The following is a 20,076-nucleotide window of genomic DNA, read 5'->3' as shown; positions in this document are numbered from 1 at the left end:
TCCTATAAGTCTTAGACTATTATTCTGGCAAAACGTTTAATATTTGCCAAAATAAAATGTATGCAACCGCTCGACCGTTTCTCTGGCCACGCCGATCTGTACGCCCAATACCGAATCGATTACCCCACCGATTTGTATGAATTTATACTCCAATTTGTTAATAACCGTCATATAGCCTGGGATTGTGCAACCGGAAATGGGCAAGTAGCGGGCACGTTGGCCGATCTATTTACGCAAGTTGAAGCCACCGATATGAGCGAAAAGCAACTGGCCGAAGCGGTGCAGAAACCAACCATTCGCTATCAACTCTCAACGGCTGAGCATACACCCTTTGCGGATCATACGTTTGACTTAATCACAGTCGCACAGGCGATTCACTGGTTCGACATCCAGGCGTTTCATCAGGAGGTTCGGCGTGTAGCTAAACCCGGTGGTGTTATTGCGGAATGGGGGTATGGGCTGGTACAACCTGGCCCCGACCTGGCCCCAATTCTGATTGATTTCTACCGGAACCGGATAGGCCCTTACTGGGACCCTCAGCGCAAGCACATTGATCATGCCTACGAGAGTTTACCGTTCCCCTTTGCAGATGCTCAAAGGGAACGGTTTACAGCAACCCGAACCTGGTCGTTAGAGCGGTTTCTGAATTATCTGCGAACGTGGTCGGCAGTTCGACAATATATACACGAAAACGAAGCAGACCCGGTTACCGATTTAGGAGAGCAATTGAAACAAACTTGGGGAAACGAGGAACGGGAGGTCCGGTTTCCGATTTTCCTTCGGGTAGGGAAGGTCTGATTGGTAGACTAGCCCCAATTTCTGGCCTTAGCAGGAACGTTTAAACTGCTTCACTGCTAAGAAGTTGTTTGTGGTAGTCAGTTTAGAGCGTTTTGTCCAGGTAGAGGGCGTGCAGATTCTCAAATCTGCCCGCTCTAACGCAATTAACTTCTAAGCTAAGCCCACGGAGAATAATTGACGGATTTTCGTCGATCATGTTGCTTTCTTAAAATTCTACGTCTAAGGTACGTTTATCGCCAGTTCATTCGATTACGTAACTTCAGTGCAGCGCTTTCCTCATTTTACGCAACCCGACTCAATGGATTGCGGGCCTACCTGCCTGCGGATGGTGGCCAAATACTATGGGCGTTCGTTTGCCATGCCTTTTTTGCGGGAAAAAGTAGAGATCGGTAAAGAAGGCGTCTCCTTACTGGGTATTGCGCAGGCGGCTGAACAAATCGGAATGCGGACCGTATCCATTCGTATAGCGTTTGACAGGCTGGCGACCGAGGCCCCGCTACCCTGCATTGTCCATTGGGGGCAAAACCATTTTGTGGTCGTGTACGCCATCAAACCCCGTAAGTTCCCCCTTCGGTCGGCTACCAAAGTGTATGTTGCCGATCCGGCTTCGGGATTATTGACTTTCAGCCGCGAAGAGTTTGAAAGCCAATGGGCCTCCACCATGACCAATAGTCAGCGGGTGGGGGTTGCTCTGTTGCTCGAACCAACCCCAAACTTCTACGAAAGCCCTGAGATAAGCTCAAAACGGGTCGGTTTTAGCCGATTATTTCGGTATCTGTGGTCGTATAAACAGTTGCTGATTCAGTTAGGCCTGGGGCTGGCCGTCAGTTCGATCTTACAACTGGTCATGCCGATTCTGGCGCAGTCGGTTGTCGATACGGGTATCCAGACGCATAATCTTAATTTTATTTACCTCGTCCTGACCGCGCAACTGGCCCTTTTTATTGGTCGGATGGCCATTGAGTTTATACGAAATCGGATGTTGCTCCACATAAGTACCCGCATCAATCTCAGTATTCTGTCCGATTTTCTGATTAAGCTACTCAAACTCCCGGTTTCGTTTTTTGACACCAAACTTATCGGCGACATTCTGCAACGAATTGAAGACCACGGGCGCATCGAACAGTTTCTGACCGGCACTTCGTTGGCTACTTTATTTTCGCTGTTCAATTTGCTGATTTTCGGTATAGCCGCTCTTCTTTACAGCCCGGTTGTGTTTGCCATATTTGCCGGGGCGAATCTGCTGTATGTTGGCTGGATCATTTTTTTTCTACGCTACCGCAAACAACTGGATTTTAAACGCTTTGCGCTGGCCTCGCAAAATCAAAGTAGGCTGATTCAGTTAGTGCAGGGCGTTTCGGAAATCAAGCTGAACAATGCCGAGCAGTTTAAACGCTGGGAGTGGGAAAACCTACAGGTAAAACAATTTAAACTGAGCCTGTCTGGTCTGTCCATCGAGCAATACCAGCAGGCAGGGGCGTTGTTCATTAACGAAGGCAAAAATATTGTGATCACATTTCTGGCGGCTACCGCCGTCGTAAATGGACAAATGACCCTGGGCGGTATGCTGGCCTTGCAGTACATTATTGGTCAGTTGAACAGTCCGGTTGAGCAACTGATCGGATTTTTACAACATTATCAGGATGCGCAGATTAGCCTCGAACGATTAAACGAAATTCATGAGCAACGCGAAGAAGAATCGTACCGTACCGGAGCGGGTGGGGGCGTTCAAATCAATGCTATTCCGCAGGAGGCCGACATCTGGCTTCAACAGGTTGGCTTTACGTATCCGGGGGCGGGTAATACGCCCGTACTGAAAAACATCAACCTGCACATCCCGTCGGGTAAAGTAACGGCTATTGTGGGCACCAGCGGGAGCGGCAAAACAACGCTGCTGAAACTCCTGCTTCGGTTTTATGAGCCAACCGAAGGCGAGATTCTGCTGAACAGCCCCCAGCCCGAAGGCGTTGGTATTCAATTTGTGACTAATCTATCGAGTGTGCCACATCGTGCCTGGCGTGCGCGATGCGGTACGGTGTTACAGGATGGGTTTATTTTTTCGGACACAATTGCCAACAACATTACTTTATGCGACGAAACGCCCGATTCGCAACGGTTGCTTTATGCGGTGCAGATGGCCAACATTTACCCGTTCATTCAGGGGCTTCCGCTAAAATTTAATACCATGATCGGAGCCGATGGAAACGGAATCAGTCAGGGGCAGCGCCAGCGTATTCTGATGGCCAGGGCTATTTATAAAAACCCCGATTACTTATTTCTGGACGAGGCTACCAATGCCCTTGATTCGACGAATGAAAGTGTGATCCTGAAAAATCTGGAATCGTTTTATCGGAACCCCAATGGCTATCAGCGAACCGTTGTGGTGGTGGCTCACCGGCTCAGCACAGTAAAAAACGCCGATCAGATTGTGGTTATGGATAAAGGACAGATTGCCGAAGTCGGCAATCATATTGAATTGACACAACGCTACGGGTTGTATTACCAACTTGTTCGGAATCAGCTAGAACTGGGTTCTTAAACACTATGCCAACAGCAGAACAACCCGATGCGGCAGGTATCGAACTGCGCAGTCCCGAAGCTCAGGACGTATTGAGCCGTCCACCTGGCTGGCTGGTGAGGTGGGGCAGTACGCTTTCGGCTTTGGTGTTACTATTGTTAGTGGCCGTGGCTTATTGGGTTAAGTACCCCGACCTGGTGCGGGGAAATCTGAAGGTGATTGCACGGCAATGGCCTAAATCGGTTACGGCCCGTACCGCCGGGCGACTCATGCGGTTGTTTGTGTGCGACCAGCAGACCGTAAAGACCGGAGAGCGGCTGGCAATCATTGAAAGTACGGCCAACCCCGACGAAGTATTTGCCCTTGAGGCTATGGTCGATTCGCTGATTCGACAGGAGCAACAGGGACAGGCGCAGGCTATTTCGGCTGCGTCGGCACCCGCTTATTTTCAACTAGGCGAGTTGCAGCAGGCGTATCAGCGTTTTGCCGAGAGTCGGGTTTCGGCCAATTCGCTGAGTAGTCGGGGATTATACGATCAGAAACGCCAGGCGCTGGAAAACGATATTCAGCAACTTCGGGCACTGGCCAATAACGACCGCATTCAACTCGAACTGGCAGAAAATGAACTCAGTCTGATCGAAGCCGAGGTGCAAAGTCAGGAACGATTGCTGAAACAGGGCTATGTTTCCCGCAACGATTATCGACAAACACTCAGCCGATACCTGGCCAAAAAGCAGGCGATTACGCAGGCTCACAGTGATTTGAACAATAATCAGATTCAGCAAAATCAGAAAAAGCAGGAACTGGTCTCCCTAAGTCAGACAACCCTCGAAGGGGCCAATGGTATTGTGCAGGCACTGCATACGCTCAAGAGCGAACTCGAAGCCTGGAAACAACGCTTTGTGGTGGTTGCCCCTGCCACCGGACGAGTCTCGTTTCTGAGGCTTCTGCAGGAGGGGCAGCCAATCCGCGAAGGGCAGGAATTAGTCTACGTATTGCCTAACGGGGCAGGGTATGTGGGCGAGATGTATGTTGGGCAATATAACTTCGGCAAAGTTCGGCCCAGCCAACGGGTCATTGTCAAATTTGCGGCTTATCCGTATCAGGAGTTTGGTACGGTAACCGGGCGCGTGCAGCAGATTGCCGATGTTGCCAGCGATACGGCCTGGCGTGTGGTCGTACAGTTTCCGCAGGGCTTGGTCACATCCACCCATCGACAATTACCGTTCCGAAACGGAATGCTGGCCAATGCCGAGATAGTAACCCAGGATGTTAGTCTGCTTAAACGACTTTTTTATGAAGTGGAGAAAGCAGTACGCTGATCGGCTTTTGAACCACGGGCGACGTTTTCGGCTGGTTGTTCTGGTGCTGGCCGGGCTGATAAACAACATCGTGCTTTTAGGGCAGTCGCTCAGTTTGGGTCAGTGCCAGGAATACGCCATCCGAAGTAGCCTGGACGTACAGAAAGCCGGATTACGGATCGAAGCCGACCGGATCAACGGGCAGCTAACCCATCAGGCAGGGCTGCCGTCGTGGGGTGTAAACTTGTCTGAAAGTCTAAATTTGGGGCGTGCCATCGACCCCTTCAGTAACACCTTTTTGCAGGAAACGATTCATTCGGGCGCCTTGGGTCTGAACGGGAATGTTGTCGTATTCAATGGCTTTCGCCAGAAGTATCAGGAGCAACAGCAACTCTTTATTCGGCGTGCCGACGAAGCCACCGTACAGCAGCAAAAGCTGGAACTTCGCCGACAGGTTACCGCAGCCTACATGCAGGTCTTGTTGAGTCAGGAACTGCTCCAACTGGCAACCGAGCAACGCCAGTTTGTGGTTGTTCAACTAAATCGGGCCAAAGCGTTGGTTCAGGAAGGACTTTTGCCCAGAATAGGACTAACGGACTGGGAGGCCCAATTGGCTACGGCCGATTATGAAGTGGTGGCGGCTCGAACTAATTTACAACAAAACCGTCTGGCGCTGCAATGGGCCATGAACTGGCGGGAGACGTCGGTTTTGTCGGTGGAGCCAATTGTTGTCCCTGACCCTCAGCCTCCGTCAACAGTAGCCCAGTGGGTCGATGATATGACCAGCCGCCTGGGCCGACACCCGGCCATACAAGCTGCCGAATGGCAACTCAAAAGTGCTCAGGTCGGTTATGCGGTAGCCAAAAGTAGTTTATACCCATCTGTAGCCCTGGGGGCTGGTATCAATACGGCGTATTCGAGTGTGGCTCCTCCCGATTTGATCGCTTTTGGACGGCAGTTACAGTACAATCTAGGCCAATTTGTACGGATAAGTGTAAGTTTTCCGACAACCAGTTTCCGAAGTACCCGATTGCAGATGGCTCTGGCCGAAATTAACCGAAAAAGCACGGCCCTGGATAGCCAGAAAGCTCGGTTGCAGGTAAACCAAACGCTCGAACAGGGCAAAGCATTACTACAGTCGGCTTATGAGAAATGGCAACAGGCACAAAAGCAGGTAGATGCCCAGCAAAAAGCGGTTGTGGCCGCCAAAGCCCGGTATGACGAGGGTCTACTGCAATCTGTTGAACTGGCGCTGATACAGGCCAATCTGGGTAAAGCCTTGTCGAACCGGGTTCAGGCCCGGTATGAGTGGTATTTTCGGAAACTAATGCTGGAACTGTTAATTGATTGAACCTAAACAAAATGGGCAGCCTAAAGCTGCCCATTTTGTTTACATCCATAAACCAGTGAAACCTGGAGGGGGACCTGCCGAAACCACTGAGGTCGAAGTACCTCCAGACGCGGGAAGAGCCCCATTATCGATTAAGATGCCTTTTTTGCCTTTTGGTCTGGTTATCTTAGGAATGACTGGACCTTTGGCTCCACCTACAACCTCTTTCATTTCCTGTAGCGAAAGACTATCTTCCTGAACAAACGAACTTAGTGATTTCATAGGATACTAAAGTGAAACGATGGGTAGTTAACACATAACTAAATTAAAGTATAGCCCACTGAGATCCGTCGGGATTGGTGCCGATAACAGTTGTGTTCGGAATTACATACTTTTTACCATTCGTTGGATCGGTACCAATAATAGGGCGTCTACGGATATAGGTTATGGTTGCGCCACCAACAACTTCTTTCATCTCCTGCTGTGACAGGCAATCTTCTTGGGCAAACGTGCTTAGTGATTTCATGGGTTATTTGTGATTTGAGTTAGAATTGGCTATTAAGACTAAAAGTCAAAAAAAAGTCACATAGGCCAGGCTAGCTCACAAAAAATACAGCTAGTTCGGAGCCTTAAGCGCCCATGTGGCTGAGTCTCGCACTAGCTTTTGAGGTAGAGTGTCATTAAGGAGTCAATAGGTAGCTATTGTCAATCGCTTGATAATTAAGCAATCCGATAGCTAATCAGGCTTCCCAGATTACCCGGACAACTTTACCCTGGACGCCTATCGTCTGAAAGAACTCAAGCCAGTGAAGTTGCTGGGGACCAAGGTGATCGGTTGGGGATTTTACCTCGACAAACTCATAGGAGCCCTGTTCATTCCAGATGAGTAGATCAGGAAAGCCGCGTGTATGCTCACGGACGTTACGGGCCATTTCGAGCAGAATAAGTCGTAATTGCTCAACAGAAAGAAGATCGATAATACGCTGAACCAACGTCAGCAACTCGTCCGACCAGTCGACTAGTACGTTCGTAATGCCATATTTCGCATTGAACATCCGGCCGGTGTGCCGTCGCCAGTCGTCGTGAGTGGTTAGTTCGGCCAGTCGTTTTTTTAGTAGATCTTCACGCTTCAGGTAGAAGTCGGGCAGATAGAAATCCGACGGGGCACGTTGAAGCGGATGGTGAATAGCCGACACGTTTGCATCGTAAATGATGTCCCAGAAAACCAGTCCGAACAGGCCGCGCCAGGGATAATTTTCGGTAAAGGCTGTATCGAAGTCATGCTCCAGATAATAATTCATTACCCCTGCTTCGACATGATGCCGATAAGCCACTGGAATATTGACGCTCTCGGCATCGAGCAGAAAGCGGGTGGTAGCTTTGCGAGGCCGTTTTTTTTCGCCAGCACTCAGAATTTTCTCGCGGAAGTCGTTGGCAAAGTAACGTTCTTCTGCGTTTAGTGGATTCAGGGCTATTTCATCGCAGAGGGCCAGGGCTTCATCGACAGAACCATTTCGGAACAACAGCCGCACGCGCCGTTCGCGGGCAGGCACACGGTCCGAAAGTTCGTAAACCGACAGGGCTTGTTCCGGTAATTTTTGTCGTTCCAGAAAGCCACCTACCCGGCACACCAGTTTCTGATAACCCGGAATGGCGATTTCGGTTAGTTCCGGGCGGGTTTCATTCCAGTTCAGGAACCAGTTATAAATGTCGTCGGCTGGCGTCTCGGCTTCTTTAAGATCGTGAAATTCTTCGTTGGTGAGCGAAATAAGCAGCTTGTCTTCTACTTCTTTGCGGGTTCGGAAGCGTGCCGTTAGTTTACTTTCATCATAACGCTCAAAGTTGACCATACCCAGGTCGCGCACGACAAACTCCGTCATGCTGCTACTCCGATTGCCGAAAAACAGGTATTTGATCATCATACCTTCGGCCTCGAAATTCATCTTGACAACGGTTTCGTGCGTAATCAGGCTTGTAACTATTTCGCCAAAATCCAGTTCTTGCAGGGCGTACCGAATTAAAGCCTCTTTCTTTTCTTTTGCCAATGGCCTGATTTCTTCCGGTTCGAGTGGTAGAAGTTCCAGAAGCTCTGGTTTGGTGAAAACACCCAGGGCCTCTTCACCTAAATGGGTATGACTGGCGGCTAGTTGTTCAATAAAACCAGCGTTAAGGAGTTCGCTGGTAGCGGCCGGTAGGTCAGTTATTTCGGTATATTGTAGTTTGTTAACGCGAAAAAAGAGTCCTTTGCGATTGCTGAATCGCACATATAGGCACTGTGCATCCAGGCTGAGTGCTTCAAAGTGATGCACAAAATTCCATTCAGCTTCGTTTAATAAACCACCATAGAGTCGTTTGACAAAGTCCAGTACATATCGGAAATTGTCGAGGTAATAACGAGGGGTTAGTATAACTTTTTGTCGTCCAAGCATGTGGTAAGGCGGTGATGCGGCATACGGTTGAAAATCCGCAATCACTGAGCGGGTTTGCACCCTCTCAATATAACAAAAAAATAAGTATTTATGTCCCCTTCCGACATACTTGCCGCGCTGAATAAGCAAGGTATTTTACCAACGGAACAACAGGCGAAAATAGCCGAAATTGAGCAAAAAAAGCCATTTTCTGTTCATTGGGAACTGCGCTCCATGCTATATATCGGTATTTTGCTGCTCAGTTCGGGTTTGGGGTTATTGGTGTATGATAACTTCGATCAGATTGGGCACGGAGCACTCCTGGTAGCCATTGCAGCCGCCTGTGTCGGGAGCTTTTTCTTTGCCTGGCGCTACCGGCCCACCTGGACACTTAGCGAAGCCAAAAGCCGATCCACATTTGGCGATTATGCCCTGATTCTGGCTTGTCTGCTGTTTCTCACCCTCGAAGGCTATGCCCAGTATGCATACAACGTGTTTGGGGAACGATATGGTCTGGTGACACTCTTACCCGCTTTACTGTTTCTACCAATTGCCTATCGGTTCGATCATCGAGGTATTTTAGGAATGGCCTTAACGGCGTTGATTTCGTGGGTAGGGGTCACCGTTCGACCTTTAGAACTGTATTTTAAAACGAACTTTTTTGATCGGCCTACCGTCTTTTCAGCCATCGGCCTCTCGCTGGTATTGATTGCCGTAGCCTTTGTGCTTCAGCGCAGAAAAATTAAAGCGCATTTTACTTACACCTATCTGACCATGGCTGGTAACCTGCTGATGGTAGCTTTGCTGGGTGGGTTGTTCAACTTTGATGAATTGCGCATTGGATTTGCAGTTGGCCTGGCTGCGGCTTGTGTGGTATTGGATCGGTTTGCCCGGCAGGAGCAATCGTTCCTGTTCCTGCTGATGAGCGTAGTGTATGGCTACATTGGGGCTACCTACCTGTTTTTTCATTATTTGCATCTGGACGACGAAGCGTATTACTGGTATTTTATTCTGACCGGTATTGCCCTGGTGTATTACCTGATGAGTCAGTTACCTAAACGCAGCCCGAAATGATAAAGGCCTATAACGAACAGTGGATTTATAACCGGGAGATACTTGCGCAGTCCGAACGCTGGTATCGACAGCAACTGCTATCCGATAGCCAGATGGAAGCGGTGCGAAACGCCTATCCGGTCGAATTTCGCCAGACGAACGGCTTTCTCGAAATCGGGCTGTTTTTGTTCACAACAGTAGCCATCCTGGCTTGTTACTTATTACCTGCCAGCATGTTTTCAATCTTTTCCGTGTCAACGACCTATGCCATCTTCAATATCATATCGGGCGTCGGAATAGGAGTAGTCGGGCAGTTACTCATCAATAAGAAACTGCTGTATCGGAATGGGATCGATAATGCGTTTGTGGTCACCACGGCCGGATTTCTGGCATTTGGCTTTAATCAACTACTGCCCAACGGGTTATCGACAGCCGGACATTGCTTTCTGACGTTGCCCTTGCTATTGCTCGTTCTGGGCTATTATGGCGACACCCTACTGGCGTTGTTTACCCTTGGTACATTGTATACGGGTATTTTTGATGGATTGCTGAGCTATAGCTGGGGGAAAGATGCCTTGCCGTTTATTATGATGGGAGTTTCGATACTGATCTATCTGACAGTCAGGCAAGTCAATATACGGAACCCTAGAGAGGTATATTATACTGATCCGCTCAATCTGGCTCAATGGGTTTCGCTCATCGTATTGGCTGCCAGCGGTAACTACTTTGTTGTTCGTGAATTGAATGGGTTGCTACTTCGGGCTAGTCCAGCCAGCCTGTATCTGTCAGAAGCGCCCCAGATTTCGTTGGCGTGGTTATTCTGGATATTAACTTTTGTTATTCCAGGAGTTTATTTGTGGCAGGGATTACGACGACGAAATCGAATGCTTCTGATTCTGGGCGTTCTTGGAATCATTGCGGCTGTTATTACCCTTCATGACTACACGGCATTGGTGCCGCTCAACGTCGCTCTGACAATTGGCGGATTCCTTCTCATCGGGATTGCCGTGGGTTGTATTCGCTATATAAGTACACCAAAGTATGGTTTCACCGACGCGCCGGACGACGATTCACCCGATGAGTTTTTCCTTAACGCAGCAACCGCAGCGGCTGTTCAGGCAGCAGGGGCAGCCCATCAGCCCAAAAACGATCTTCGTTTTGGTGGAGGTAATTTCGGCGGTGGAGGAAGTGAAGGAAACTATTGATGTGTATAAAATTCTTTAATTTTGTGTATGGAAATACTGAAAAGTTATGCGGACAAATATTGATATAAACGACGATTTGCTTCAAGAAGCAATGGAACTGAGCCGTTCTAAGACAAAAAAAGCGATCATTGAATTAGCGCTTCAAGAATATATAAAAATGATGCATCGTAGAGATTTGTTGTCTTTACGTGGAAAGGTGCAGTGGGATGGCGATTTAGAACAAATGCGCACTGACCTAACTCCAAACGACTGGGATAAATGATTGTCGATACGTCGGTTTGGATTGATTTTTTACGGGATGTTCGGGATGCCAGGACCGATCAGGTAGCAGAACTCATCCTTCAAAATGGCTTACTATATATAACGCCTACTATTTTACAGGAAGTTCTTCAGGGAATACATGTTGACAATCAGTTTGAACGAATAAAAAGAAGTTTGCTAGCTCATCCTGTATTGCAAATAGACCCCATTGAAGCGGCTGTTGAGGCTGCAACTATTTATCGATTTCTGCGCAAAAAAGGCGTGACGATTCGTAAACCGAACGATTGTCTGATTGCCCATTATGCTATTTTCTACGACATCCCAATCCTGCATAACGACGCCGATTTTGATCAGATTGCCCGCTTTACCTCCCTACGAATTGCTCAAGTCTGAACAGTTTATGGCTAGCCATTGACAACTAGTAGTTGCATGCTTACGCCCGACATGGTCCTCTTTCTTTCGAACATAAGCATGAACTTCCTGTTTGTGTCTGCTGAAAAACTGCTAAGTTTGGCCTCGCAAACCAACGACCATACGCAGTCGCATGAAAACCGTAGATTCCTACAATTTTGCCGGGAAGAAAGCCCTGGTCCGGGTTGACTTCAATGTGCCCCTCGACAAAGAGTATCATATTACCGACGATACACGCATCAAAGCGACGATCCCGACGGTGATGAAAATCGTTAACGATGGTGGTGCTGCCATTCTGATGTCGCATCTGGGCCGGCCCAAGGGTGGTCCCGAAGAAAAATATTCATTAAAACACATTATTCCAGCGCTGAACGAAGCCTTTGGCCGCGAAGTAAAGTTTGCTGACGATTGCATCGGTCAGTCGGCTACCGATCTGGCTGCCAGCCTGCAACCGGGTGAGATTCTGCTGCTCGAAAACCTGCGTTTTTACAAAGAAGAGGAAAAAGGTGATGTGGCTTTTGCCGAAAAACTGGCCAAACTGGGCGATGTTTGGGTAAATGATGCCTTTGGTACAGCCCACCGTGCTCATGCCAGTACGGCCGTTATGGGGCAGTTTTTTACTGACCGTGTTGCCGGTTATGTCATGCAGGCTGAGCTTGATAATGCCAAAAAGGTACTGGAAAATGCTGAGCGACCCTTTACGGCCATTATGGGTGGTGCTAAAATCTCCGACAAAATCCTGATTATTGAGAAGTTACTGGATAAGGTCGATAACCTCATCATTGGTGGTGGTATGACCTACACGTTTACGAAAGCACAGGGTGGGCAAATCGGTAAGTCGTTGCTCGAAGCTGATAAGCAGGAACTGGCACTCGACTTGCTGAAAAAAGCCGAGGAAAAAGGGGTAAAAATCTATATGCCCCTTGATAACTTGTGTGCCGATAATTTTTCAAACGATGCCAATCGTCAGGTGGTACCTACGGGCGAGATTCCCGATGGTTGGGAAGGGCTTGATATTGGTCCCGAAACCATCAAGCTCTTTACCGATGTTGTTCTGAATTCGAAAACCATCCTCTGGAATGGTCCAATGGGTGTGTTTGAATTTGAGAATTTTGCGCATGGCACAAACGCAATTGCTGAGGCCGTTGTAAAAGCTACCGAAGAGAATGGCGCATTCTCCCTCATTGGTGGTGGCGATTCGGCATCAGCTGTCAACCAGGCTGGCTACGGCGATCGGGTTAGCTACGTTTCGACGGGTGGCGGTGCCTTGCTCGAATATATGGAAGGAAAAACGCTGCCAGGCGTAGCAGCATTGGAATAAGTATAAAGCTTGGTTAACCTTTTATTTCGATAGCGTTTTTGTCATTCCGAGGAACGAGGAATCTTCGGGTGAGTAGATGTTTAGCATTTACTCACCCGAAGATTCCTCGTTCCTCGGAATGACAAAAAATACCAGAAAACTTAAATTACGCTGTAGTTATACCGTTCGCTTTGAAGTGAGCCAGTTAAGATTGACAACTTTATAACTGACTTAATCCCGCTCTGGCTTTATTGTCGATGCTGTTTTTGTACTCATGACGCTTGAAGCTAAGGGCTTTCTGAAAAAACGATCGGGCACGTGTCCGATCGTTTTTTTGCTGGTAAATATAACCCAGTTGCAAAGCGGCTGTTGCCCCAAACGACAGGCCTTCGGGCTCGCTGAGTGTCAGGGCTCGGTTGTGATAAGGTATAGCCACATCAGGCTCATTGCGTCGTTGAAAAATGCGCCCTATTCGGTAATTATATTCCGCTTTTTCGGCTGTGGAAATAAATTTAGCTTCGGTATACGGACGTAGATAGGTCAGGGCGCTATCGGTGAACCCGCCATCGGAGGCCAAGCGGGCTCGCATCAATACTTTCTGATTCGCAGAGGCTCCTTTTTTAACGTAGGTTTCGGCAAACTTCTGGGCTGCTTTATCGGATTCGACGGTGGTGCGTCCCGTCGTGAGTACTTTTTGGAGAAATGGTCGGCTTAGGGCGTCCGGTTCGTCGGCAAGCCAGTGGCACAGAAATAATTTATAATACGAATCTTTCAGGAAGTTTTGGCCTCTATAAGTAGTAAGAAAGCGCTGAAAATGAGTGTTTGCTATACTGTAATCGCCTTTTTGCAGGTAAATATCTCCCAGGATGTTATCGATAATGGGCAACGGCTGATAGGCTGAACCCGTAGGGCGTTTTAGTAAATAGGTAAGTGCCTGTTCACTATGCCCAGCCTTCTGCTCTATGGTAGCCCCAAAAAAATGAAGGAGCAGATTGTCCGTATGTTCATTGACGAGTTGTTGTAGTGTCTGGCTGTCGGAATTGGTAAATGTCAAGACATAAGCACGTACCATAAGGTCGATCAGGCGCGTCTCCAATCGAAAGATAGAGTCTTGCTGAGCTCGTAGCAATTCCTGCTGACCTTGCCTGATAGTGCCTCGCAATCCTAACAAATGGGCTACCCAGGCGTAATTGTCGGGTACCGACCCAATCATGATATGCAGTGTACCCAGTGATTTGTAGGTAGGCAAAAAGTCGGGAAATAGCCTCTGATTTTCGACCAGAAGTTTATACGCCTTAATTACATCCCAACTGGCACTGATTTCTTTTCCGAACTTGAGCTTGGCAAAAGCCCAGTGCAACCGTACTTCGGCCAGAGTAACCCGTTGCCAGGGAGAATTTTTGTCCAGATTGTTTAACGCATCGAGCCGATCATCTTCCCGATCACTTAACCGAGCAAACGCTTTATCGTCGTCGGTGGTGACGAGCAGGAGCATATCCGCATAATCATCCAGAAATATCCGGATGCCATTTGTGGGGGCTTCTCGGACTAGTATTTGCTGAGCCGATTGCACTTTTAGTTTTTGCAGATCGGCATAGGCTCGTAGCAGGGTTGGGGTCCAGCTAAAGTCCTGCCCGTAAAGACCAGTTGGGAGCAAAAGAAATACAAACAAAAACACCGGGTATAAACCCGGTGCTCCTGATAAAAAATAAGCCCAAAGACCGGGTTGATTACCAGCTTTTGGCGATAGAAGCTTACCGACCACGGCCAACAGGGGCTGGTTCGGGAACACCTTCTACATCGGCCAGAATACGGCCACAGTGTTCACAAACAATAATTTTCTTCTTGTCTTTGATATCGGCCTGCCGCTGGGGGGGCACTACGTTGAAGCAGCCACCGCAGGCACCTCGTTTGACAATTACAACAGCTAAGCCGTTGAGGGCATTGCCACGAATTTTATTGTATGAGTTCAGTAGGCGGCTCTCAATCGTGGTTGCCTGCAATTCGCGTTGCTTGATAATCTCCTTTTCTTCTTCCTGGCTTTCAGAAGTGATTTGATCCAGTTCCTGCTTTTTGGCCTTCAAATCTTCCCGGCGCTCATCGAGAGCTGCCTGAGTTGTTTTGATTTCCTCTTCTTTGCCGCGTACCCGAAACTGAGCTTCGTTGGCACGCTTTTCAACCAGTTCAATTTCGAGCGATTGTAATTCAATTTCTTTCGAAATAGCGTCGAATTCGCGGTTGTTACGGACGTTCATTTGCTGATCTTTATATTTATTGATCAGCTTTTCGGCATCCTTCTTCGCAACGCGATTGCGCTCAATATCTTCTTCCAATGCTTTGATTTCAGCCTGAAATTTTCCGATTCGGGTTTCGAAGCCAGCAATGTCATCTTCCAGGTCACGAACTTCTTCGGGAAGCCCGCCCCGAATTTTGATTAGTTCATCTAGTTGAGAGTCAAGCGATTGTAGTTTAAGGAGAGCGTCTAATTTTTGCGCAATCGTCAGTTCCATTCGGAAAATTGGTTTTTTTATGTATAATGAATAATGTTTAATGTATAATGACCTATGTTATAATCCACTGACTTTCAATAGGTTGTGGACTTTACATTATTCAATATACATTATTCATTAAAAATATCGGACCGGATTGGTATCCGTTTCAGATAAAATTACCGCAAAAGTAGTGAATTTTTTTGCCAAATGCCCGCTAATCAACTCTTTCGTAAAAACCTCACTTTCATAATGGCCAATATCGCAGATGCTAATGTGGTTATCGGCATCAAAAAATTCGTGATACTTGTAGTCGGCTGTCACAAAAATATCGGCTCCAGCACGTATGGCATCGGGTAGTAGAAAGCTACCGACACCCCCGCAAACCGCAATACGACGGATAGGTCGGTCGGGTATAGGTGTGTACCGGATGAGGCTAAGCTGCATACGCTCCTTTAGATATGACAACCACGATTCGCCCGACAGCGGTTCGCTTAATTCGCCCACAGCACCAGAACCTACTTCCTGATTCTGATTATCGATTGTAGTCAAGTAATAGGCCACTTCTTCGTACGGATGGACCTGTCGAAGGGCGTTTAGTACCTGACCCTGCTGGTGGGTTGGTATGATAACCTCAATTCGATGTTCAGTTTCTTCGTGGTATTCACCTATTTCACCAATAGCGGGAGTAGCGCTTTCGCCAGGTTGAAAGGTGCCTGTGCCTTCGGTGCGAAAGCTACAGTTTTTGTATTCCCCTATTTGTCCAGCCCCAGCGGCATACAGTGCATCCAGAATTCGTTGGGTATCCGTCGGAGGGACAAACGTTACCAGCTTGCTAAGAACTTGCGTTTTAGGAGCCAGAATACGGACCTTCTGTAATTGAAGTTTCTCGGCAATTTTGAAATTAACTCCACCTGCCACATTGTCTAAATTTGTATGGGCTGCGTAGATGGCTATGTCGTGTTTGATAGCTTTGATGACCGTTCGTTCTACGTACGTTTTGCCGTTCAGCTTTTTTAACCCTTTAAAAATGATAGGATGGTGGGCAACAATCAGGTTGCAACCTTTAGTAATGGCTTCATCAACAATCGCTTCGGTTACATCCAGAGTAACCAGAACGCCCGTAATATCAGTGCTAGGTTCGCCCACAATAAGGCCCGCATTGTCGTAAGACTCCTGATAGGCTAACGGGGCAAACGATTCTAGGTAGGCCGTCAATTGCCGGATTTGCGTCATATCCGATAGGAGAAATTGATAAGATGACGGCAAGATATAGGTAAAGAGCGAAAGAGCGAAAAACTGACGTAAGCCATTTTTCGCTCTTTCAATCATTCACTCTTTAATTTACACTAAAGCCAATAGAAAGTAGGCCTACGCCGTTTTTAGCATTGCCTAATACCGTTTTGGCGGCTCCACTGTTTGCAATTTGCTGAAGACCCTGTTCATAGCGGGCACCAATAAACGCTTTGCCAAAGTAAATATTGAGGCCGCCTGCAATACCATAGTCGACTTTGTTAAAGTTATCGCGGTTGATGGCACTTGATCCAGTACCAAAATCGCCGTTTGAGTTAATGTTTGAATTAAGCAGATACGAAATGTAAGGCCCTGCCTGCAATTCAACGGCCTGTCCTAGTTTAAATGTTGCCAGAACAGGAAGTTCTGCATAGTTTAATTTAAACGTATTTTTACCGCTAAAGCCAAGTACATTGTAAGTAGCCGAAGCCCCTTTGGTCATGTACAGTAATTCGGGTTGAATTGCGAAAAACTCACCAATTGGCGCCTGCGCGAATACGCCGACATGGAAGCCTATGCGCTCATTCTTATCACTAACGCCTTGACTATCGTAGAACAGTGAACTAGCATTCAAGCCACCTTTTAAACCAACGCGAGTAATGCCCTGTGCTATGGCACGGTTTGGTTGTAACATGAATAGACTTCCCGTTAAAATGGCGGTGGCAAGCAGAATTTTTACTGACTTTTTCATAACGATTATGTGGGCAGAGCAGGGTATGATTAAGCCTGCTCTATACCATATAGAGAAGCAAATTCGTGCCAAAATCGAATAAAATGCCTGTAATGAGCTTATCGTACTCAGATTGATGCAATTAACGATTACATTCAGGTAAGACCGTATAATTACTTACCAGAAACTTTTGGGGAATTATTTGCCCAAACTGTAGACTAGGCCATTCAATCTATGGGCAAGAAAAGGCTATTGTTTTTATACACGGTTACGACAATTTTTTTTGACAGTTTTAAATATGATTATTTAATAGGTTTATTCGTTATCAAAATAGGTATATTCGATTTTATAAATCTTAGGCTACTAAAAAGTTGATGTTTTTGAGTAATTTTGAAGGTAGGGCCAGCTTCTGGGAAAGGATAAAACAACGTTATTTTTAAAATTGAGCAAATACGTTCCTGGTATTTTTTGCCCTGACCAAATGTATCAGCATTAACAGCCGTAACTTTTAAGATCTGTATGCACCGTAAACCTACCTCCATGACGATTTTGATAGCTGATGATGACACAGACGATCGCTTGTTTATGGATAAGGCACTTCGTCAGAGTGGTTATGCGCACAATATCCAATTCGTTGAAGATGGAGAAGAATTGATGGAATATTTGCGTCGGGAAGGGCGCTATAACGAAAAAAATGCTCCCTGGCCCAATTTGCTTATTCTGGATTTGAATATGCCGCGTAAAAATGGGTTTCAGGCCCTAAGTGAAATAAAAGATGATCCTAAACTTCGCCGATTGCCAGTTGTGGTGATGACCACATCGACTGCCGACGAAGATGTACTTAAAACCTATAATTTGGGAGTTAATTCGTTTGTAACAAAGCCATTCAATTTTAACCGTTTGGTTGAAATGGTAGGAGCTTTAAAAACGTATTGGATGGATACCGTCAAATTGCCTTAAAACAGTTGAAACTGGACGTTATTGAAATATCTGTTTTTCAGCTGTTTGCAGCTTACAATTTCCTGTATTTGTTATGATTACTGCGCCAGCCACGCTCAATGTTAATGAGAAAAAAGAAATCATTCGCGTGCTTCTGATTGAAGACGATGAAGATGATTACCTACTTACAAAAGCCTTGGTGTCGGTCAAGGAAAATGCATCGATCAAACTTGATTGGGTCGATAGTTACGATAGGGCGCTGGCTGCTATTGATAAAAACCAACATGATGTGTATCTGGTCGATTACCGGCTAGGTCACTACACCGGTATCGATCTGATTCAGGAAGCGTTCCAGATGGGATGCCGGGCTCCCATGATTCTGTTAACCGGTCAGGATGATCTTACTGTAGATCAGTCGGCTCTGGAATTGGGCGCTGCCGATTACCTGGTAAAAGGTCGTATCGACGCTCAACTGCTGGGCCGGAGCATTCGGTATGCACTTCGGCAGGCCAGCGTTCTGGCCGAATTAGTCCAAAAAGAAAACAAGTATCGGACTCTGTTTGAACGGTCGATCGACGCCATTTTTGTGGCAAACGATGAAATGCGCTTCCAGGATGCGAATTCCTCCGTTGAGCGCTTGTTGGGCTACAGTCGCGATGAACTCATACATCTGAACCCGGCTCGCCTTTTTGCCGATCTGAACCAACTCCGTAATCTACGTTTTAACGTACGTGAGCATGGACAGATTAAAGACTTCGAAACCACACTTATTCACCGAAATGGACGCAAACGAATCTGTCAGATTTCGGTCTGGGCCGTCGAAGATGTTATTGGACATCCCGAATGGTATCAGGGAATTGTGCGGGATATTACCGATCAGAAACGCGCCCAACAGGATCTTATTCTGGCTGAAAAACTAAGCATGACCGGAAAAATTGCCCGAAGTATTGCTCACGAAGTTCGAAATCCGCTTACGAATCTGAGTCTGGCTCTGGAGCAGCTCAAAGATGAACTGGATACGGACAGTGAGTTTATTACCATGTTTACCGATATCATCGAGCGTAATGTCGATCGTATTGGGCAACTCATTACCGAAATGCTCAATTCATCGAAACCGCGCGACCTGGATCGTAAAAAGCAGGATTTCAACCCGGTTGTTCGAGAAACTATTCAACTTATTAGCGACCGAATCAAGTTGAAACGGATGCGGCTCGAAACCCAGTTTTCGACCGACGATTGCTCGGCGCTACTCGATCGAGACCAGGTAAAGACCGCGCTGCTTAATATTCTGGTCAATGCGGTAGAGGCCATGGAAGAAGGAAAAGGCATATTGGTGGTCAGAACTGGCTGCACTGATAACAATCGGGTATATGTCGAAGTGAGTGATAATGGAGAAGGTATCAGCGAATCGGTTCGCCAGCGGTTGTTCGATCCATTTTTCACCGGAAAATCGGGTGGAATGGGGCTGGGCTTAACAGCTACTCAAAACATTATCAATAGCCATAAAGGATCAATCGAAGTTGAAAGCCAGGAAGGGAAAGGTACAACGTTCCGACTTTATTTCCCGAGATAGAATTGGGTTTATAAACAGATTAATCACACCGATTCAACAGGTTACGTTTCAACCAGCTTTCTGTAGAAAGCTGGTTTTTTTGTGGAATCAATTGAGTAAAATTATACACAATCTTCCACAAAAAAATCTTTTTAAAAATGGATGCTTGCTGTATAATATATAAAAAAACAAATTCTGAATAAGTTGTAAACTATTGGTAATTAGTGCATTGCTGCCTGTAAAGTTGAAGTATGTTAAGTTGCTGATATATATGGCATAAAAAAAGCATAGTATTCGATAACCTACTAATCTAAGCTATGTGGTCTATTACTCATTTTCCGGCGGCCATGCGTTCACTAAGTCCAAGAATACGGGCAAAAGCGATTGAAATTGCAAATCAACTGCAGGAACAAGGGCAGTTAGATCAGCAGCATATTATTATGATTAGCGTTGATGAAGCCCGTCGCTGGGCTCGCCTTGAACGCTCCAATGAATGGACCATCAAAAATGATCAGCTCTACGCCTGATCGTACTCCCAACAAAACACT

The 20,076-nt window shown here is 46.9% G+C and carries 19 protein-coding genes; 12 read left to right on the top strand and 7 right to left on the bottom strand.

The features are described from left to right. The first annotated feature begins 60 nt into the window (after positions 1-60). From B5M13_RS20065 to B5M13_RS20050, 4 genes are all read left to right on the top strand, one after another. Positions 61-798: a class I SAM-dependent methyltransferase gene (locus tag B5M13_RS20065; protein ID WP_080057356.1), complete on the top strand. Its 738-nt coding sequence runs from the start codon at positions 61-63 to the stop codon at positions 796-798. 298 nt (positions 799-1,096) lie between these two features. Further along, a complete protein-coding gene (locus tag B5M13_RS20060) occupies positions 1,097-3,337 on the top strand; it encodes a peptidase domain-containing ABC transporter (RefSeq protein ID WP_394334321.1) in 2,241 nt (746 codons plus the stop codon). A gap of 5 nt (positions 3,338-3,342) precedes the next feature. Beyond that, positions 3,343-4,638: an HlyD family secretion protein gene (locus B5M13_RS20055; protein WP_080057354.1), complete on the top strand. Its 1,296-nt coding sequence runs from the start codon at positions 3,343-3,345 to the stop codon at positions 4,636-4,638. After that, positions 4,613-5,968 (top strand): TolC family protein, encoded by a 1,356-nt coding sequence (locus B5M13_RS20050; protein ID WP_170061161.1) that lies wholly within the window; start codon positions 4,613-4,615, stop codon positions 5,966-5,968. The genes B5M13_RS20055 and B5M13_RS20050 overlap by 26 nt, the downstream gene beginning before the upstream one ends. Positions 5,969-6,007: 39 nt before the next feature. Here B5M13_RS20050 and B5M13_RS20045 read toward each other — a convergent pair whose 3' ends face one another. The 3 genes from B5M13_RS20045 to B5M13_RS20035 all read right to left on the bottom strand — a co-directional run bounded on the left by B5M13_RS20045 (position 6,008) and on the right by B5M13_RS20035 (position 8,376). Beyond that, the gene (locus B5M13_RS20045; protein WP_080057352.1) at positions 6,008-6,229 is read right to left on the bottom strand and encodes a hypothetical protein; all 222 of its coding nucleotides are present in this window, start codon (positions 6,227-6,229) and stop codon (positions 6,008-6,010) included. A gap of 43 nt (positions 6,230-6,272) precedes the next feature. Beyond that, positions 6,273-6,473 (bottom strand): hypothetical protein, encoded by a 201-nt coding sequence (locus B5M13_RS20040; protein WP_080057351.1) that lies wholly within the window; start codon positions 6,471-6,473, stop codon positions 6,273-6,275. 214 nt (positions 6,474-6,687) lie between these two features. Beyond that, complete coding sequence (locus B5M13_RS20035) at positions 6,688-8,376, bottom strand: VRR-NUC domain-containing protein (RefSeq protein WP_080057350.1); 1,689 nt, start codon at positions 8,374-8,376, stop codon at positions 6,688-6,690. Between the two features lie 90 nt (positions 8,377-8,466). On the opposite strand from B5M13_RS20035, the gene B5M13_RS20030 reads away from it, so the two are divergent. The 5 genes from B5M13_RS20030 to B5M13_RS20010 all read left to right on the top strand — a co-directional run bounded on the left by B5M13_RS20030 (position 8,467) and on the right by B5M13_RS20010 (position 12,606). Further along, positions 8,467-9,429 carry a DUF2157 domain-containing protein gene (locus tag B5M13_RS20030; protein WP_080057349.1) on the top strand — a complete coding sequence of 321 codons (963 nt, stop codon included), beginning with the start codon at positions 8,467-8,469 and terminating at the stop codon, positions 9,427-9,429. Then, entirely contained in the window at positions 9,426-10,613 is a 1,188-nt protein-coding gene (locus B5M13_RS20025; protein ID WP_080057348.1) for a hypothetical protein, read from the top strand. Before B5M13_RS20030 ends, B5M13_RS20025 begins: the two co-directional genes overlap by 4 nt. A 46-nt stretch (positions 10,614-10,659) precedes the next feature. After that, positions 10,660-10,875: a type II toxin-antitoxin system VapB family antitoxin gene (locus B5M13_RS20020; RefSeq protein WP_080057347.1), complete on the top strand. Its 216-nt coding sequence runs from the start codon at positions 10,660-10,662 to the stop codon at positions 10,873-10,875. Next, positions 10,872-11,267, top strand: coding sequence for a type II toxin-antitoxin system VapC family toxin (gene vapC, locus B5M13_RS20015; protein ID WP_080057346.1), 396 nt, complete (start codon positions 10,872-10,874; stop codon positions 11,265-11,267). Before B5M13_RS20020 ends, vapC begins: the two co-directional genes overlap by 4 nt. A gap of 151 nt (positions 11,268-11,418) precedes the next feature. Next, entirely contained in the window at positions 11,419-12,606 is a 1,188-nt protein-coding gene (locus B5M13_RS20010; protein WP_080057345.1) for a phosphoglycerate kinase, read from the top strand. Positions 12,607-12,805: 199 nt separating this feature from the next. Here the strand turns inward: B5M13_RS20010 and B5M13_RS20005 are convergent, their stop codons facing one another. The 4 genes from B5M13_RS20005 to B5M13_RS19990 form a co-directional block, all read right to left on the bottom strand. Beyond that, positions 12,806-14,356 (bottom strand): tetratricopeptide repeat protein, encoded by a 1,551-nt coding sequence (locus B5M13_RS20005; RefSeq protein WP_080057344.1) that lies wholly within the window; start codon positions 14,354-14,356, stop codon positions 12,806-12,808. Next, positions 14,340-15,095, bottom strand: a complete 756-nt coding sequence (locus B5M13_RS20000; RefSeq protein ID WP_080057343.1) for a zinc ribbon domain-containing protein — start codon at positions 15,093-15,095, stop codon at positions 14,340-14,342. The genes B5M13_RS20005 and B5M13_RS20000 overlap by 17 nt, the downstream gene beginning before the upstream one ends. A 117-nt stretch (positions 15,096-15,212) precedes the next feature. Continuing rightward, positions 15,213-16,310, bottom strand: a complete 1,098-nt coding sequence (locus tag B5M13_RS19995) for a Nif3-like dinuclear metal center hexameric protein (protein ID WP_080060001.1) — start codon at positions 16,308-16,310, stop codon at positions 15,213-15,215. A 103-nt stretch (positions 16,311-16,413) separates the two neighbouring features. Next, positions 16,414-17,058: a porin family protein gene (locus tag B5M13_RS19990; RefSeq protein ID WP_080057342.1), complete on the bottom strand. Its 645-nt coding sequence runs from the start codon at positions 17,056-17,058 to the stop codon at positions 16,414-16,416. A 498-nt stretch (positions 17,059-17,556) separates the two neighbouring features. On the opposite strand from B5M13_RS19990, the gene B5M13_RS19980 reads away from it, so the two are divergent. The 3 genes from B5M13_RS19980 to B5M13_RS19970 all read left to right on the top strand — a co-directional run bounded on the left by B5M13_RS19980 (position 17,557) and on the right by B5M13_RS19970 (position 20,055). Further along, positions 17,557-17,997: a response regulator gene (locus tag B5M13_RS19980; RefSeq protein WP_026261924.1), complete on the top strand. Its 441-nt coding sequence runs from the start codon at positions 17,557-17,559 to the stop codon at positions 17,995-17,997. A gap of 73 nt (positions 17,998-18,070) precedes the next feature. Then, positions 18,071-19,549 carry a hybrid sensor histidine kinase/response regulator gene (locus B5M13_RS19975; protein ID WP_080057340.1) on the top strand — a complete coding sequence of 493 codons (1,479 nt, stop codon included), beginning with the start codon at positions 18,071-18,073 and terminating at the stop codon, positions 19,547-19,549. A 296-nt stretch (positions 19,550-19,845) separates the two neighbouring features. After that, positions 19,846-20,055, top strand: coding sequence for a DUF2188 domain-containing protein (locus B5M13_RS19970; protein ID WP_080057339.1), 210 nt, complete (start codon positions 19,846-19,848; stop codon positions 20,053-20,055). The last annotated feature ends 21 nt before the right edge of the window (positions 20,056-20,076 follow it).

Origin of the sequence: Spirosoma aerolatum (assembly GCF_002056795.1) — a bacterium.
Lineage (GTDB): Bacteria > Bacteroidota > Bacteroidia > Cytophagales > Spirosomataceae > Spirosoma > Spirosoma aerolatum.
The sequence above is the reverse complement of the archived record's forward strand: the minus strand, read 5'-3'. Positions and strand labels throughout refer to the sequence as shown.